Source organism: Flavobacterium circumlabens (assembly GCF_004345565.1).
In the GTDB taxonomy this organism is placed as follows: domain Bacteria; phylum Bacteroidota; class Bacteroidia; order Flavobacteriales; family Flavobacteriaceae; genus Flavobacterium; species Flavobacterium circumlabens.
Map to the genome: position 1 here is coordinate 131,593 of NZ_SLWA01000012.1, position 15,778 is coordinate 147,370.

The 15,778-nt window shown below is 35.6% G+C and carries 17 protein-coding genes; 13 read left to right on the forward strand and 4 right to left on the reverse strand.

All coding sequences use genetic code 11. The features are described from left to right. Positions 1-161: 161 nt before the first annotated feature. Positions 162-1,589: a histidine--tRNA ligase gene (gene hisS, locus EV142_RS22245; RefSeq protein WP_132038100.1), complete on the reverse strand. Its 1,428-nt coding sequence runs from the start codon at positions 1,587-1,589 to the stop codon at positions 162-164. Positions 1,590-1,738: 149 nt separating this feature from the next. Here hisS and EV142_RS22250 point away from each other — a divergent pair, with 149 nt between their 5' ends. Next, the gene (locus EV142_RS22250) at positions 1,739-2,983 is read left to right on the forward strand and encodes an ABC transporter permease (protein WP_132038101.1); all 1,245 of its coding nucleotides are present in this window, start codon (positions 1,739-1,741) and stop codon (positions 2,981-2,983) included. An 83-nt stretch (positions 2,984-3,066) separates the two neighbouring features. On the opposite strand, the gene prmC is transcribed toward EV142_RS22250, so the two are convergent. Beyond that, positions 3,067-3,921 carry a peptide chain release factor N(5)-glutamine methyltransferase gene (prmC, locus tag EV142_RS22255; protein WP_132038102.1) on the reverse strand — a complete coding sequence of 285 codons (855 nt, stop codon included), beginning with the start codon at positions 3,919-3,921 and terminating at the stop codon, positions 3,067-3,069. 74 nt (positions 3,922-3,995) lie between these two features. Beyond that, positions 3,996-4,493, reverse strand: coding sequence for a GNAT family N-acetyltransferase (locus EV142_RS22260; RefSeq protein WP_132038103.1), 498 nt, complete (start codon positions 4,491-4,493; stop codon positions 3,996-3,998). A 94-nt stretch (positions 4,494-4,587) separates the two neighbouring features. On the opposite strand from EV142_RS22260, the gene ribD reads away from it, so the two are divergent. From ribD to EV142_RS22275, 3 genes are all read left to right on the forward strand, one after another. Continuing rightward, positions 4,588-5,637, forward strand: coding sequence for a bifunctional diaminohydroxyphosphoribosylaminopyrimidine deaminase/5-amino-6-(5-phosphoribosylamino)uracil reductase RibD (gene ribD, locus EV142_RS22265; protein ID WP_132038104.1), 1,050 nt, complete (start codon positions 4,588-4,590; stop codon positions 5,635-5,637). Then, positions 5,630-6,232 (forward strand): HAD family hydrolase, encoded by a 603-nt coding sequence (locus EV142_RS22270; RefSeq protein WP_132038105.1) that lies wholly within the window; start codon positions 5,630-5,632, stop codon positions 6,230-6,232. Before ribD ends, EV142_RS22270 begins: the two co-directional genes overlap by 8 nt. Positions 6,233-6,405: 173 nt before the next feature. After that, positions 6,406-7,038: an IMPACT family protein gene (locus EV142_RS22275; RefSeq protein ID WP_132038106.1), complete on the forward strand. Its 633-nt coding sequence runs from the start codon at positions 6,406-6,408 to the stop codon at positions 7,036-7,038. Positions 7,039-7,069: 31 nt separating this feature from the next. Here the strand turns inward: EV142_RS22275 and EV142_RS22280 are convergent, their stop codons facing one another. Beyond that, complete coding sequence (locus EV142_RS22280; protein ID WP_132038107.1) at positions 7,070-7,474, reverse strand: acyl-CoA thioesterase; 405 nt, start codon at positions 7,472-7,474, stop codon at positions 7,070-7,072. 186 nt (positions 7,475-7,660) lie between these two features. Between EV142_RS22280 and dnaA the strand changes: the two genes are divergently transcribed. The 9 genes from dnaA to EV142_RS22325 all read left to right on the forward strand — a co-directional run bounded on the left by dnaA (position 7,661) and on the right by EV142_RS22325 (position 15,769). Further along, entirely contained in the window at positions 7,661-9,088 is a 1,428-nt protein-coding gene (dnaA, locus tag EV142_RS22285; RefSeq protein WP_042565136.1) for a chromosomal replication initiator protein DnaA, read from the forward strand. 9 nt (positions 9,089-9,097) lie between these two features. Further along, positions 9,098-9,565, forward strand: coding sequence for a low molecular weight protein-tyrosine-phosphatase (locus tag EV142_RS22290; RefSeq protein WP_132038108.1), 468 nt, complete (start codon positions 9,098-9,100; stop codon positions 9,563-9,565). A gap of 87 nt (positions 9,566-9,652) precedes the next feature. After that, complete coding sequence (locus EV142_RS22295; protein WP_132038109.1) at positions 9,653-10,366, forward strand: SAM-dependent methyltransferase; 714 nt, start codon at positions 9,653-9,655, stop codon at positions 10,364-10,366. Positions 10,367-10,387: 21 nt separating this feature from the next. Then, a complete protein-coding gene (locus EV142_RS22300) occupies positions 10,388-10,813 on the forward strand; it encodes an energy transducer TonB (protein WP_132038110.1) in 426 nt (141 codons plus the stop codon). A 47-nt stretch (positions 10,814-10,860) separates the two neighbouring features. Further along, a complete protein-coding gene (locus tag EV142_RS22305; RefSeq protein WP_132038111.1) occupies positions 10,861-11,988 on the forward strand; it encodes a methionine aminotransferase in 1,128 nt (375 codons plus the stop codon). A gap of 78 nt (positions 11,989-12,066) precedes the next feature. Next, positions 12,067-12,948: an SDR family oxidoreductase gene (locus EV142_RS22310; RefSeq protein WP_162304655.1), complete on the forward strand. Its 882-nt coding sequence runs from the start codon at positions 12,067-12,069 to the stop codon at positions 12,946-12,948. Between the two features lie 345 nt (positions 12,949-13,293). Then, on the forward strand, positions 13,294-13,902 hold the full coding sequence (udk, locus tag EV142_RS22315) for a uridine kinase (RefSeq protein ID WP_132038112.1): 609 nt from the start codon (positions 13,294-13,296) through the stop codon (positions 13,900-13,902). Between the two features lie 150 nt (positions 13,903-14,052). Further along, entirely contained in the window at positions 14,053-14,388 is a 336-nt protein-coding gene (locus tag EV142_RS22320) for an FtsB family cell division protein (protein ID WP_132038129.1), read from the forward strand. 16 nt (positions 14,389-14,404) lie between these two features. Then, positions 14,405-15,769, forward strand: coding sequence for a methylmalonyl-CoA mutase subunit beta (locus tag EV142_RS22325; protein ID WP_132038113.1), 1,365 nt, complete (start codon positions 14,405-14,407; stop codon positions 15,767-15,769). Positions 15,770-15,778: the final 9 nt, after the last annotated feature.

Here is a 15,778-nt window from a genome sequence, read left to right on the forward strand (position 1 = left end):
GAATTAAAAAGATTTAAACAGATTGAATGCCAATAATTCATTAAGGCAATCATCTCCAAAGCTTTATAAAATTTGGCTTCTTTAATCAAAACAATCCCGATAGCTATCAGGATTGAGGACTTTGCGAAACCTTAGCGTTCCTTGCGGTTAGTTTCGTCCAACTAGGCCAGCAAAGCATTTTTCAATCCTTCAAAATCAACTGAAATTTGTTCGCCTGAAACCAGATTTTTAAGCGAGTACAAATTAGCCGCAATTTCCTGATCGCCTGCAATAACTGCAAAAGGAATCAAACGTTTATCTGCATATTGAAACTGTTTCCCGACTTTTACATTGTCAGGATACAATTCTACTTTTATATTTTCTTTTCTCAGTTTCTGAATCGCCTGTGAAGCATACAAAGCTTCCGCATCACCATAATTGACAAACAACGCTTTAGAAGTTGCCGCAACGGTTTCCGGGAACAATTGAAGTTCTTCCAAAACCAGGTAAATACGATCTAATCCGAAGGAAATTCCAACACCACTCATGTTTTTCAAACCAAAAATACCGGTTAAGTCATCGTATCTTCCACCACCGCCGATAGAACCAATCGAAACTGTTTTAGGTGCTGCCACTTCAAAAATGGCTCCGGTATAATAATTTAATCCACGGGCCAGCGTCACATCAAGATCCAAAGTTGCGGTTGACAATCCTAAAGTAGCCACATTGTCACATATAAACTTCAATTCTTCCACTCCTTTCATTCCTTCTTCTGATGAAGCCAGTAATGCAGAAAGCTGATTGATTTTATCTGCAAAAGTCCCGCTGAAGCTAAAAAGCGGCTGTACTTTTACTAGTGCTTCCTCAGAAATACCTTTTTCGATCATTTCTTTTTTCACACCGTCTTCACCGATTTTATCCAGCTTATCTAAAGCGACGGTAAAATCGATTAATTTATCCGAAGCTCCAATTACTTCCGCGATTCCGGATAATATTTTTCTGTTATTGATTTTTATGGTAACACCTTCCAGGCCTAAAGCGGTAAAAACGGTATCATACAACTGAACCAGTTCTACTTCCTGCCATAAAGACTTTGAACCGACAACATCGGCATCACACTGAAAAAACTCTCTGTAACGGCCTTTCTGCGGACGGTCGGCTCTCCATACCGGTTGAATCTGATATCTTTTAAAAGGAAACTCAATTTCATTCTGATGCTGCACCACATATCGCGCAAACGGAACTGTCAGGTCGTAACGCAACGCTTTTTCGGATATTTTTCCGGTAAATTTATTCAGTTCAATTCTTTGGCTAAGATCAATTGTTTCAGCAGAATTCAATTGCAATTGCTCCAGGGATTCAGGCAATTCGATTTTTGTTTTATTGAAGAAAAAATTGCCGGAATTCAAAATCTTAAAAATCAGGCGATCCCCTTCTTCACCGTATTTACCCATTAAGGTATCTGAATTTTCGAATGATGGCGTTTCGATAGGCTGAAAACCAAATTTCTCGAAATTATTTTTTATGACCTGAATAATATATTGACGTTTTGACACCTCTGCAGGTGAAAAATCTCTTGTTCCTTGTGGTATAGTTGGTTTTGAAGCCATTTCTGTTTATTATTTTAGATTGTAAATTTTAGATTTTTAGATCCCTCTCTAATTCTAAATCGAGTGCAAATATCTTATTTTTTAAAATAAATAATGCCAGTTCGAAAACAAACTTGTAACAAAAAACGTATTTTCGTGACAAATTGTTCATGATGCTAAAATTATTCAAAGAAAATATCCGGATTGCGTTTGGTTCCATCAAAACACAATTATTACGTACCATTCTTACCGTTTTAATTATCGCTATCGGAATTACGGCTTTGGTTGGAATCCTGACGGTTGTTACGGCTTTGGAAAATACCATTTCAACTAATTTTGCCTCAATGGGGGCCAATACTTTCAATATTAATCAATATGAAAACACGGTTAAAAATCGTGGAGGTAATGAACGTGAAGTCATCAATCCGATTATTTCCTATCCTGAGGCTGTAGCTTTTAAAAACAAATACAAATATCCTTTTTCGGAAACATCCCTTTCTTTTACGGCGACTTCAAAAGCAGAAGTAAAATATTCAGATCAGAAAACAGATCCGGAAATTAGCATTTTAGGGGTCGACGAGCATTTTATAAGCAATTCCGGTTTAGAAATTAGTTCGGGACGCAGTTTCAATCAGTTCGATATTGAGAACAATACGTATTCCTGTATTGTAGGATCTGATTTTGAAAAAGGTTTACTGAAAGATATCAATCCGATTGATAAAATAATCTCCATTCGCGGAGCCCGTTTTAAAGTTATCGGAGTTTTAAAAGAAAAAGGATCCACATTTGGAAACAGTCAGGATTTACGTGTTTTAATTCCGATTCAGGTAGCGCGTTCTTTGTTTACGGCACCTAATATTAATTACACCATGAGTGTCATGGTTTCCAAAAAAGAACTTTTAGACGAAGCCGTTGACAACGCTACGAGTACTATGCGAAGAGTACGCAAATTAAGTCCGGTTCGTGACAATAATTTTGGTATTGGCCGCAGTGATGATTTAATTAACCGAATTCTTGGAATTACGAAATACTTAGGCTGGGCGTCCTGGATCATCAGCATCATTACCATTTTAGGGTCATCAATTGCTTTAATGAATATCATGATTGTTTCGGTTACAGAACGTACACGTGAAATTGGAGTCCGAAAAGCTCTTGGTGCTAAGAGAATAACAGTTGCCACTCAGTTCTTTATCGAAACATTATTAATTGGTCAGCTTGGTGGACTTGTAGGAATTGTGCTGGGGATTTTAGTTGGTTTTGCCTTTTCATCAGCAATGGGCTTTGCTTTTGTAATTCCGTGGATGGCCATTTTTGCCGCTTTTGCAACAAGTTTTATGGTTGCCATTGTTTCCGGGTTATATCCAGCTGTCAAAGCTTCGAAACTGGATCCTATTGAAGCGTTACGCTATGAGTAACTTTTTATAGTTTTCAGTCGCAGTTTTCAGCCGCAGTTAATTGTTATTTCAATACTCACCGAGACTGAAAACTGAGACCGAGACTAAAGACTCCCCTTCATCATTCTGTCGTTGTCATAAATATCTCTGCGCAATTCAATATTCCTGAAATTCATTGATTCCAGTAAACTATTCATCTCTTTACCCAGGTATTGATTAATTTCAAAAAACAACTGTCCGTTTTCTAAAAGGTTCTTTTGAGCCAAAGCAGCAATTTTTTTGTAAAAAATCAATGCATTATTATCTTCCACAAAAAGCGCCAAATGAGGCTCGTAATCCAGCACATTCTTTTTTATTTCTTCTTTTTCCAAATTCCGGACATAAGGCGGATTGGATACAATAATATCAAAATTCAAGTCCAGCTTCTCCAGTTCTAAAATGTTCTTAAACATAAAAGTGACTTCAACATTATTATTTATGGCGTTTCTTCTGGCTGTTTCAAGTGCTTTCTTCGAAATATCTATCGCGTAAACTTCCGCATTTGGGAGATTTTTTGCCAGAGAAATTGCGATACAACCACTTCCAGTTCCGATATCTAAAATTTTTAAACGTTTGGATTTGTCGATTCCTCCATTTTCATTAATAATCCATTCGACCAATTCTTCCGTTTCCGGCCTTGGAATCAAAACATTTTCGTTTACTTCGAAATCCATTCCGTAGAAATTCGTTTTCCCCAGTAAATACTGAATTGGAACTTCTTTTTTTAATTCCTCTAAAATTGAACTCCAATACACTAAATCAGCTATACTAAAATTTAACTCATGATTGAGTGCCAGGTCAATTTGACGCAGTTTGTGTTTGCTTTCTAAAATTAAATAGAAAAAGCTCTCCGCTTCATATGCATCATAAAAAGGCGATAATTCCTGTATAAACTGAGTCCGATATTGTTTGATTCTCATTTTGTTTTTTTGAGCATTAATTTTGAGCGAAATCCGGATGCATTCTACAATAAGTACGATACCAACAAAAAATGTTACACTCTATCGTGTAAATCTTTCAGCATCCAGACAGGACAAGAACTATGCCCGGTACATCCCATCGGGGCATCTAAATATTCAAAACCTGATTTTTTATATAATTTTTGAGCGGCATGCATAAAGGGCATTGTTTCAATATAACACTTCTTAAAACCAAAATCCCTGGCCTGCTGCAAACATTTTTCCATCATAACACTTCCGATTCCCAAACCGCGGGTTTCAGGCAAAAAATACATTTTTTGCAATTCACAAATTTCAGCTGATCCATTTTCTAAAGGTGCGATTCCGGCACAACCCACAATTCGACCTTCATTTTCCACTACAAGGTAAACAGATTGCGGTTTATTATATTCTTCAAACATTAAATCCAGATACGGATCCTCATAAGCTGTTCCTGTTTTCGGAATTTCCATTTCGTCAAAAACAGCTCTTATTAATTTAGCAACGGCCTGATTGTCTTCATTTTCAATTCTTCTGATACTCCAATTTTCCATTTTCTTTATTCGTCTTATAACTACAAAAGTAAAAATACTTTTCCGATAGTTTTCTTAACTGGACGGTAAACTCAAAAATAACTACTTTTGCAGGGTGAAGATAGAGGAGAAATACATAAAACGCTGCATTGAGCTGGCCAAAAATGGCTTTGGAACAACCTATCCCAATCCAATGGTTGGCAGTGTAATTGTTTACGAAGGCCGGATTATTGGAGAAGGCTGGCATAAAAAAGCCGGAGAACCGCATGCGGAGGTCAACGCCATTCGATCTGTAAAAGACAAAGCGTTATTAAAAAAGGCAACTATTTACGTGAGCTTAGAACCTTGCAGCCATTTTGGAAAAACACCGCCGTGTTGTGATTTAATTATTGAACATAAAATTCCCAATGTCGTAGTCGGAACTGTTGATCCAAATGAAAAAGTGGCAGGAAGAGGGATCAAAAAAATTATCGAAGCCGGAGCGAATGTTACCGTTGGCGTTCTGGAAGAGGATTGCAACGAACTCAACAAACGCTTTTTTACTTTTCATCAAAAAAAACGGCCTTACATTATCCTCAAATGGGCCAAAACCGAGGATGGTTTTTTAGCACCTGAAAAAACAGAACAGCAGGACCGAAAACCGATTTGGATTACCAACCCGTATTCCAGGCAATTGGTACACAAATGGAGAAGTGAGGAACAAGCGATTATGGTCGGAACACAAACCGTTATTGACGACAATCCGAAATTGAATGTTCGCGATTGGAGCGGCAATAATCCGGTTAGGGTTGTGCTGGATCAGAATAGCCGAATTTCTAAAGACAGTTTTATTTTTGACAACAGTGTTAAAACGATTGTAATTACAAAATCTGAAATTGTCAGCGAAAAAGAAAATCTTACCTTTGCAGTAATTGATTTTAATCAAAATATAATTCCGCAAGTTTTGGACGTTTTATATCAAAATCAAATACAATCTATACTAATCGAAGGTGGCTTGCAGACTTTGCAAACTTTTATAGATCAGAATATTTGGGATGAAGCAAGAATTTTCAAAGGAAAGAGTTTGTTCGGAAAAGGAACAAAAGCTCCTGTTTTATCCGGAAAAATTTCAGGCAAAATCAATATCGAAAACGACGAACTAATACAAATTAGAAATCATGATTGATACTATAATTTTTGACTTTGGTGATATCTTTATCAATTTAGACAAACAGGCTACTATTTCAGGATTTCGGAAATTAGGATTGAAAGAATGGAGTACTGAATTGGACCGTCTGAATCTTTTATTTGAAACGGGTGATATTTCGCACGATGACTTTATTGAAGGTTTCCAAAAAGAACTTCCGAATGCTTCAAAAGAAGAAATCCTGGAAGCATGGAATGCTGTTCTGGCTGATTTTCCGTTATACCGATTAGAATTTCTGCAAATGCTTTCTAAAAAGTACCGATTGTTTTTATTGAGTAATACGGATTCCATTCATATTGAAACTTTCGAAAACAAAAGCGGCATTTCCTTTTACAGCGATTTTTACCAGTGTTTTGAAAAAGTTTATTTTTCATTTGAAATTGGAAAACGAAAACCAAATGCTGATGCGTTTCAATATTTAATCAACAAACATGAGTTATCTCCAAAACGAACTTTGTTTGTAGACGACAAAAAAGAAAACACGGATTCGGCTGCCGCTTTGGGTTTCCAAGTATGGAACTTACAGGTAGGAAAAGAAGATGTTGTGGACTTGTTTGACAAACACCTGTTATAGCAAGTCTTAATTTTTGCCACAGATTTAAAGATTAAAAGGATTCTTTGTTCATCGTTAATTTGTTTAGCCAATACTCTGTGCAAATCCTTTAATCTCTGGCAAAAAAATATTTAGCTGTTTTTTTTACGCTAACTAATTAGCCAGCTATTAAAAATAATTTATAAAATTTACTTTTGGAATACAACGACACCTATAAAACCATAGCTTTTGAATCAGAAGAAGTACTTTTTAAAGAAAAAGGCAGTAAATTCTTTGGCTATGCCTTTTTTATAGAACATGAAGATGAAGTAAAACCCATAGTTGAAACTTTAAAAAAACAGCATCCGCACGCCGTACATTTTTGTTATGCGTATCAATTGGGCGTAGCTCCAAAAATTTCTTATCGCGCCAATGATGACGGGGAACCCGGCAACACCGCAGGCGCTCCAATCTACGGGCAGATACAATCTTTTGGACTAACTAATATCCTTGTTGTGGTTGTCAGGATCTTTGGCGGAGTCAAATTGGGTGTTGGCGGATTGATTACCGCTTACAAAACCACGGCTCAAATGACACTTGAAGTTTGTGAGATTGTCGAAAAAACAATCGATATTCCGTTTTTAATCTCTTTTGATTATAAAAACATGAATAAGGTAATGCGCGTTATTAAAGAAAAAAAACTGGATATCGTTTCTCAGGAAATGGAAATTGATGAAAATTCAGGCTTACCAATTGGCAAAATAACTATAAAAACACGAAAAAAAAATGCCGAAACAGTATTCGGCATTTTTGATTTAATGTTTGAAATTGACATCAAAATCATATAAATTGATATAAAAACCATTCCATTTTTAACAATTATACTAAGGTTTTAAATAGCTCCAAAATATAATCCGGAGGGGCAGTCGGGCGACCTGATTTTAACGAAATAAATACTAAAATAAACACCGCAGTTGTTAATAACTCGCCTGCTTCATTATAGATCTCGCAGTCGAATTCAATCTTAACAGAAGATTGACTTTTGAAAGTGGTATGAATCGTTAACAGTTCATCATAACGTGCCGATTTTTTGTAATTAATTTGCATGGAAACAATTGGCAATCCAATTCCGCTTTCTTCCATGATTTTATAGGAAATCCCTTTATCTCTAAGCCATTCCACCCGTCCTATCTCAAAATAAGGGACATAATTTCCGTGATATACGACTCCCATTTGGTCTGTTTCAGAGTAGCGAACCCGCACTTGAGTTTGATGATTTTTCATTATTTATATATTAAAAAAAAATAGTTTAAAAAAGCCTCCTTACAACATTTTTTTATAAAATTAGAGGCCAAATTATTTTTTTTTACAGAAATTTGTTCACATATTTGTTATCCCGAAATTCGGAATAAAATCGCTCCTTTTTTATTAGGAGAATCTTTATCAATAATAAAAAATTTATTTGAATCTATGACTAAAACTGCTCAATCGGTATGGGAAAACTGTTTGTCCTTTATAAAAGACAATATTCAAGATCAAGCCTATAAAACTTGGTTCGAACCAATCAAATCAGTTGAGCTAACCGACAACGCGTTATATATTCAAGTACCAAGTAAATTTTTCTACGAATGGCTAGAAGAGCACTACGTTAAATTATTGAAAGTTGCGCTTACCAAAGAACTGGGAAAAAACGCAAAGTTACTCTATAAAATCAAAATGGAAAACACTTATGGTAATAAACAGCCGTTTACCGAACAGCTGCCTAGTGCCAACAGAGTGCCGATGAAACCACAAGAGGTTGATGCGCCGTTTAAAAACTTAAATCCCGAACTTAAAAATCCGTTTGTAATTCCCGGAATCAGAAATTTAAAAATTGAGTCACAATTAAACGCGAACTACAGTTTTGACAATTTCCTTGAAGGAGATTCCAATCGTTTAGCACGTTCCGCAGGTATGGCAGTTGCCAACAAACCCGGAGGAACTTCGTTTAACCCATTATTGATTTTTGGTGGAGTTGGTTTGGGAAAAACACACTTAGCGCATGCAATTGGTGTTGAAGTAAAAGACAAATACCCTGAAAAAACGGTTTTATATATTTCTGCTGAAATTTTCACACAACAATATATTGACTCGGTAAAAAAGAATAATCGTAATGATTTCATTCACTTTTACCAATTGATCGATGTTTTAATTATTGATGATGTTCAGTTTTTATCCGGAAAATCAGGAACTCAGGATGTTTTCTTCCATATTTTCAATTATTTGCATCAAAACGGAAAACAGGTAATCTTAACGTCTGACAAAGCTCCTGTTGACATGCAGGATATCGAGCAGCGTTTATTATCCCGTTTCAAATGGGGATTATCTGCTGAATTGCATCAGCCCGATTATGAAACTCGTATTTCAATCTTAAAAAATATTCTGTATCGCGATGGTGTTGAAATTCCGGAAGATATTATTGAATATGTGGCTCGTAATATCAAAACCAACGTTAGAGAACTTGAAGGTGCTATTATTTCCTTAATCGCACAATCTTCTTTCAATAAAAAAGAAGTCACGATTGAGTTGGCTAAAAGCGTTGTAGAGAAATTTGTTAAAAATGTAAAGAGAGAAATCTCTATCGATTATATTCAAAAAATCGTATCCGACTATTTTCAGTTGGATATTGAAACACTTCAGTCAAAAACCAGAAAAAGACACGTTGTTCAGGCAAGACAACTGGCGATGTTTTTTGCAAAGAAATTCACTAAGGCTTCTTTAGCAAACATTGGTTCACAAATTGGAGACCGTGATCACGCTACCGTATTACATGCTTGTAAGACAGTTGACAATTTAGTTTCTACAGACAAACAATTCAAAAAATTTGTCGAAGACATCAATAAAAAACTAACGCTGTAAACGCGAGTCATGCCAGTAAAAATTTTAATGGTTTGTTTAGGTAATATTTGCAGATCACCTTTAGCCGAAGGAATTTTAGCATCAAAATTACCTCAGGGTAAATTTATTGTTGATTCGGCCGGAACAGGATCGTGGCATATAGGTCATGCTCCCGACAAACGTTCGATTGCAGTTGCTCAGAAAAACGGATTATGCATTGACAATCAAAAAGGAAGACAGTTTAAAACTGCTGACTTTGAAGAATTTGATTATATCTATGTTATGGATAACTCCAATTATCGCGATGTTATTCATCTGGCCAAAACTCCGGAGCACAAAAATAAAGTCCATCTTATTTTAAACGAATTATTTCCGAATGAAAATGTAGACGTACCGGATCCGTATTTTGGAGCAGCAAATGGTTTTGATACTGTATACCAAATGTTAGATGAAGTTGCCGAAATCATTTCCGAAAAACTAATCAAAACACATCCTTAATTAATTCTTTTCATCTTTTTCCTAAAGAAATCGTGAAAAGAAATTTCTATTTTTACAAAATCCGTTTTATCACTTAAAAAAACGCACATGAAACTTCCGGGAAAACTATATTTAATTCCAACCACAATGGGCGAAAGCGACCCAATGGATGTTTTGCCACAAACTGTAAAAAGAAGCATCGAACTTATTGATTATTATATTGCTGAAAACGACAAAACGGCCCGAAAATCAATAAAAGCCGTTTATCCCGAAAAGAAACAATCTGAATTAGTTCTTTTTATTCTTAATAAACGTACTGAACCAAGCGAGCATTTAGACTTTATAAAACCTTTATTAGAAGGGAAAAATATGGGATTAATGAGTGAAGCCGGATGTCCCGGAGTTGCAGATCCCGGAGCAGTAATCGTTAAACTTGCACATGAAAAAGGAATTCAGGTAATTCCTCTGGTTGGGCCTTCGTCTATTTTATTGGCGATGATGGCTTCCGGAATGAACGGGCAAAGTTTTACTTTCAATGGCTATTTACCTATTGACAAAGACGAGAAAAAATCGGCGTTAAAATATTTTGAAAAATTATCCCAGGATAAAAACCAGTCTCAGCTTTTTATTGAAACACCGTATAGAAACAACAAATTGGTCGAAGACATTTTGCAGATTCTAAATCCTGCCACACATCTTTGTATCGCTACCGATATAACATTGCCAACCGAATTCATCAAAACCCTGAAAGTTTCTGACTGGAAAAAATTGAAAGTTGATTTGCACAATCGACCAACTATTTTTATTATTCATAAAATGTAAACTAACTTAAAACCATCTGTAATGAAAAAGTTGCTATTCCTGATTTTGATTTGTTTTGCACAATTTACATTTTCACAAACGACAAAAGAACGTGGAAAACCTGCTGTAGAGACAACAAATACTACAGCAAATGAGAATCTCATTTATGCTACTAACGGAATAGATGTAAAACCTGAATTTCCCGGCGGCAGTATTGAATTCACCAACTTTCTGGAAAAGAATTTTATAAAACCCGCAGACAAACCACAATTAAGAGGGAAAATCCATTTTACTTTTATTATCGAAAAAGATGGTTCCTTAAGTGACATCAAAATAGTAAGGGATCTTGGTTTCAAAACAGGAGACGAAGCGATTCGCGTTTTAAAATTAGCTCCAAAATGGAATCCCGGCAAACAAAATGGCAAAGAAGTCCGAACTTTAAATGGCGGTTCTATCACTATCAAATAAGCCTCTCTCCTATTTCACTCACAAGTTTTCAACCAACAAACTTTTCCATGAGTAAACTTCCAAACGTCGGTACCAGTATTTTTACGGTCATGTCAAAAATGGCAAATGAATACAATGCCATAAATCTTTCGCAGGGATTTCCTAATTTTCCTGTTGATGAAAGGCTAACAGCTATTCTGGCAAAATTAACCACAGAAAATGTACATCAATACACACCAATGGCCGGTTTTCCACCATTGATGCATCAGATTGCAAAATTAGTTCAGAATTCTTATAACAGAACGATTGAACCTGAAACCGAAATTCTGGTTACAGCCGGAGCTACTCAGGGAATTTTTACCACGATTTTGGCTTTAGTAAAAACCGGTGATGAAGTTATTATTTTAGATCCGAGTTACGATTCCTATGAATCTCCCGTTCTTCTTTGTAATGCAAAACCGATTCGGGTAGCTTTAAAGGACGATTATACGCCCAATTGGGAAACAATCGAAAAAGCCTGCTCGTCAAAAACAAAAATGATTATCATCAATAATCCGCATAATCCAACGGGGAAAATTTTGACAGCAGCTGATTTTATGCAACTGGAAAAATTACTTTCAAAATATCCTGAAATTCTGGTATTATCAGATGAAGTTTACGAATATATCACTTTCGAAGAAAAACATATTTCAGCACATACCCAAGATTTCCTTTTGGATCGCTGTATCATGGTTTCTTCTTTTGGAAAATCATTTCACATTACAGGCTGGAAAATTGGTTACACTGTTGCCCCGGAATATCTGATGAAAGAAATCAAAAAAGTACATCAGTTTTTGGTTTTTAGTGTCAACAGTATTTCGCAGGCTGCCATCAGCCAGTATTTAGAGATTGTTGATGTAAACCTGCTGGGAAAATTCTATCAGGAAAAACGGAATTACTTTCAAAAACTGCTTCAAAACAGCCGATTCGAATTGAAACCATGTGAAGGAACTTATTTTCAGGTGGCTTCTTATGCGAATATTTCAAATGAAGACGATGTGACGTTCTGTAAAAAACTAATCACCGATCATGGTGTTGCTGCGATTCCCATTTCTACTTTTTACTCCGACCATAAAGATCAGAAATTGATCCGTTTTTGCTTTGCCAAAGACGATTTCACCCTAGAATCTGCTGCTAAAAAATTAGGTAATATATAAAGTTTATCAAAATTTTATAACATTATTATGCGTGCATCCTATTTATTTATTTAATATTGTAATAAAAAGAAAAAAAATATGAGCTATACAGATAAAATGTTAAGAGATGACGCTTTAAAGGGTAAAGTCATTGTCGTTACAGGCGGCGGAAGTGGTTTAGGGAAAGCAATGACTAAATATTTCTTAGAATTAGGAGCTCAGGTAGCGATTACTTCCAGGGATTTAGAGAAGCTAAAAACTACTGCTGCTGAGCTGGAAAGTGAAACTGGCGGGAAATGTTTACCGGTTCAATGTGACGTCCGTCATTATGAAGAAGTAGAAAACATGCTTCAGGAAGTTTTGAAAACTTTTGGTAAAGTAGATGTTCTTTTGAACAATGCAGCCGGAAATTTCATTTCACCAACAGAGCGATTATCTGCAAATGCATTTGATACTGTTATAGATATCGTACTTAAAGGTTCTAAAAACTGTACACTCGCTTTTGGTAAACACTGGATCGACACCAAACAGACATCAGCTACTATTCTGAATATTGTTACCACTTATGCCTGGACCGGTTCTGCATACGTAGTACCAAGTGCCACTGCAAAAGCTGGAGTTTTGGCCATGACAAGAAGTCTTGCTGTAGAATGGGCAAAATACGGAATCCGTTCTAACGCTATTGCTCCGGGGCCATTCCCGACAAAAGGTGCATGGGACAGATTGTTGCCCGGAGATTTAGCTGAAAAATTCGATATGGCCAAAAAAGTGCCATTGAAACGTGTAGGTGATCATCAGGAGCTGGCCAATCTGGCTGCTTATCTCGTTTCTGATTTTTCTGCTTATGTAAACGGTGACGTGATTACAATTGACGGTGGTGAATGGCTGAAAGGCGCAGGACAATTCAATTTATTGGAAGCAATTCCCGAAGAACTTTGGGATCAGCTTGAAATGATGATAAAAGCAAAAAAGAATAAGTAAATAAATAATGTGCTTACTAAATTCAGAATATTTTCAAAAAACTATACTGATTGCACTAAATCCCGACGGCATTGCTGTCGGGATTTTTTTTTATTTTTTTACCATATAAGTTATGTAAGTTCATTTAAGATTAAGCGGGTGTAAATATGCAGTAACTTATATTATCTTATATTACACTTATATGACAGCAAAACGATCCATATGGTTTAAATAATTCGCAATTTGAACTATTAATTTTCTTTTTCCATTAAACTTCTTACTGCAAATACAATTTTAAAGTTTGGATTCCATTATCAATCCACTTAAATTATTATTTTTGCCAAACAAATATATAACAACAAATTTATGCTCATTATTGGACTTGCAGGAGGAACAGGAAGTGGAAAAACAACAGTAGTACACCAAATCATGAACGAATTACCGGACACAGAAGTGGGTGTGATTTCACAGGATTCGTACTATAAGGAAACCACTAATCTATCATTTGACGAAAGAGCATTAATTAATTTTGATCATCCGCGTGCTATAGATTTTGACTTATTGGTAAAACATTTAAAAGCGCTAAAAGCCGGAGAAACAATTGATCAGCCCGTATATTCCTTTATACAACACAACAGAACCGATGATACCGTTTCTACACATCCCAGAAAAGTAATGATTGTTGAAGGGATTTTAATTTTAACAAATCCGGAACTTCGCGATCTTTTTGATATTAAAATATTCGTTCACGCTGATTCTGATGAAAGATTAATCCGTCGTTTGAAACGTGATATTTCAGAACGAGGACGTGATATAGATGAAGTTCTGACACGTTACCAGAACACCTTAAAACCTATGCATGAGCAATTTATAGAGCCATCAAAAGGTTTTGCAGACATCATTATACCAAATGACAAATACAATACCGTTGCCATTGATGTAGTCCGGGCAGTAATAAATCAGAGAATTTCATAATTTTTATTGTAAATTTATTCCATAATCCCGATAGCTATCGGGATCCGCTTTCGCCTTTATCTTTTTAGGTCCACAGTGGCAAAAGGATATCGGCTCTATCGGGGCTAAAAGACCAGTCAAACCATAAAGAAATCATCGTTTAAAGTGAAAATTAAATTAACAAATCCGTATAAAGGCAAATCCTGGTTCAGATTCCTGGGCAATAAATATGTTTGGGTATTACTGTTTTTTGTCGTTTGGATGTTATTTTTAGACAACTATTCCTATTTTGATCATCGCTTTTTAGACAATCAGATCAACGGACTCGAAGACAATAAAAAATACTATCAGGAGGAAATTAAAAAAGATCAGGAACAAATCAAACAACTGAAAAATCCGGAACAGATAGAAAAATATGCCCGCGAAAAGTACTTTATGAAAAAAGACAGCGAAGACATATACATCATTCAATTTGAAGGAGACACCATTCAAGATACTAAAGAATAATCAGAAAAAGCACCAAATGGCGACTACCCTATTCGACGATTTTAGTCCAATTTCATCCAAACAGTGGAAACAAAAGATTCAGTTTGAACTTGATGGAGCTGATTATAACGAAACTGTAATCTGGCATTCCCCTGAAGATATTCAGGTAAAACCATTTTACCACAGAGACGAATTCTCGAAAACAGCTGCAGTACAGACAAAAGCTGCCGATTTTAAAATCTGTCAGAACATCTTTGTTTATGATATTGAAAAATCAATTCAAAGAGCTCTAAATACTATCGAAAGAGGCGCTGAAAGTCTTCGTTTTACCATTGAAAACGAAAAAACCGATGTTCAGCAATTGTTAGAAAATCTTCCTTTGGAAAACAGGATCGTATACTTTAATTTGAAATTTATTTCAATCGATTTCGTAAAAATATTAGATACTATTTCAATTCAGAAAAAGAGCACTTTTTATTGTAATCTCGATCCGATTGGCCACTTTGCACGAGAAGGAAACTGGTTTACCACATCAGACAAAAATAATTTTGAAACTGTTGGTTTAATTTCAAAATCAACTACAAATCTATCGTTAATTAGTATCGATTCCGGATTATATCAAAATGCCGGTGCTAATATTACGCAACAAATCGCTTACAGTTTAGCACATGCTAATGAATATTTGAACCGTTTACCTACTCTTCCGAAACAAATCGTTTTTGAGGTTTCCGTGGGAACCAATTATTTCTTTGAAATTGCGAAGCTTCGTGCCTTACGAATGCTTTTTAAATTAATTGCTACTGAATACGATCCAGAATTAGACTGTCATTTGTTGGTTACCCCGACAAAACGCAACAAAACGATTTATGATTACAATGTCAATATGCTGCGTACAACAACCGAATGCATGTCGGCAATTCTGGGCGGTGCAGATGCCGTTGCCAATTTACCTTATGACTCCTTATACCACAAAGACAATGAATTTGGAGACCGGATTGCCAGAAATCAACTATTGGTTTTAAAGCATGAGAGTTATTTTGACAAGGTAAATAATCCTGCCGACGGAAGTTATTATATTGAAAGTTTAACGATGCAGCTGGCGGAGAAAAGTTTAAAACTATTCAAAGATATCGAAGCCGATGGAGGTTTTCTGAAGCTTCTAAACGACGGAACCATTAAAAAGAAAATTCAGGAAAGCGCCAATAAAGAGCAGGAATTATTCGATTCAAAAAAAGAAGTTTTGCTGGGAACGAATAAATATCCAAATAAAGACGACAAAATGAAACATGATTTAGAACTGTTTCCTTTCGTAAAAATAAAACCCAGAAAAACATTAATTACACCAATTATAGAAAAAAGATTAGCTGAAAAGCTGGAACAGGAACGTTTAGAATTAGAATAATCATTTTTC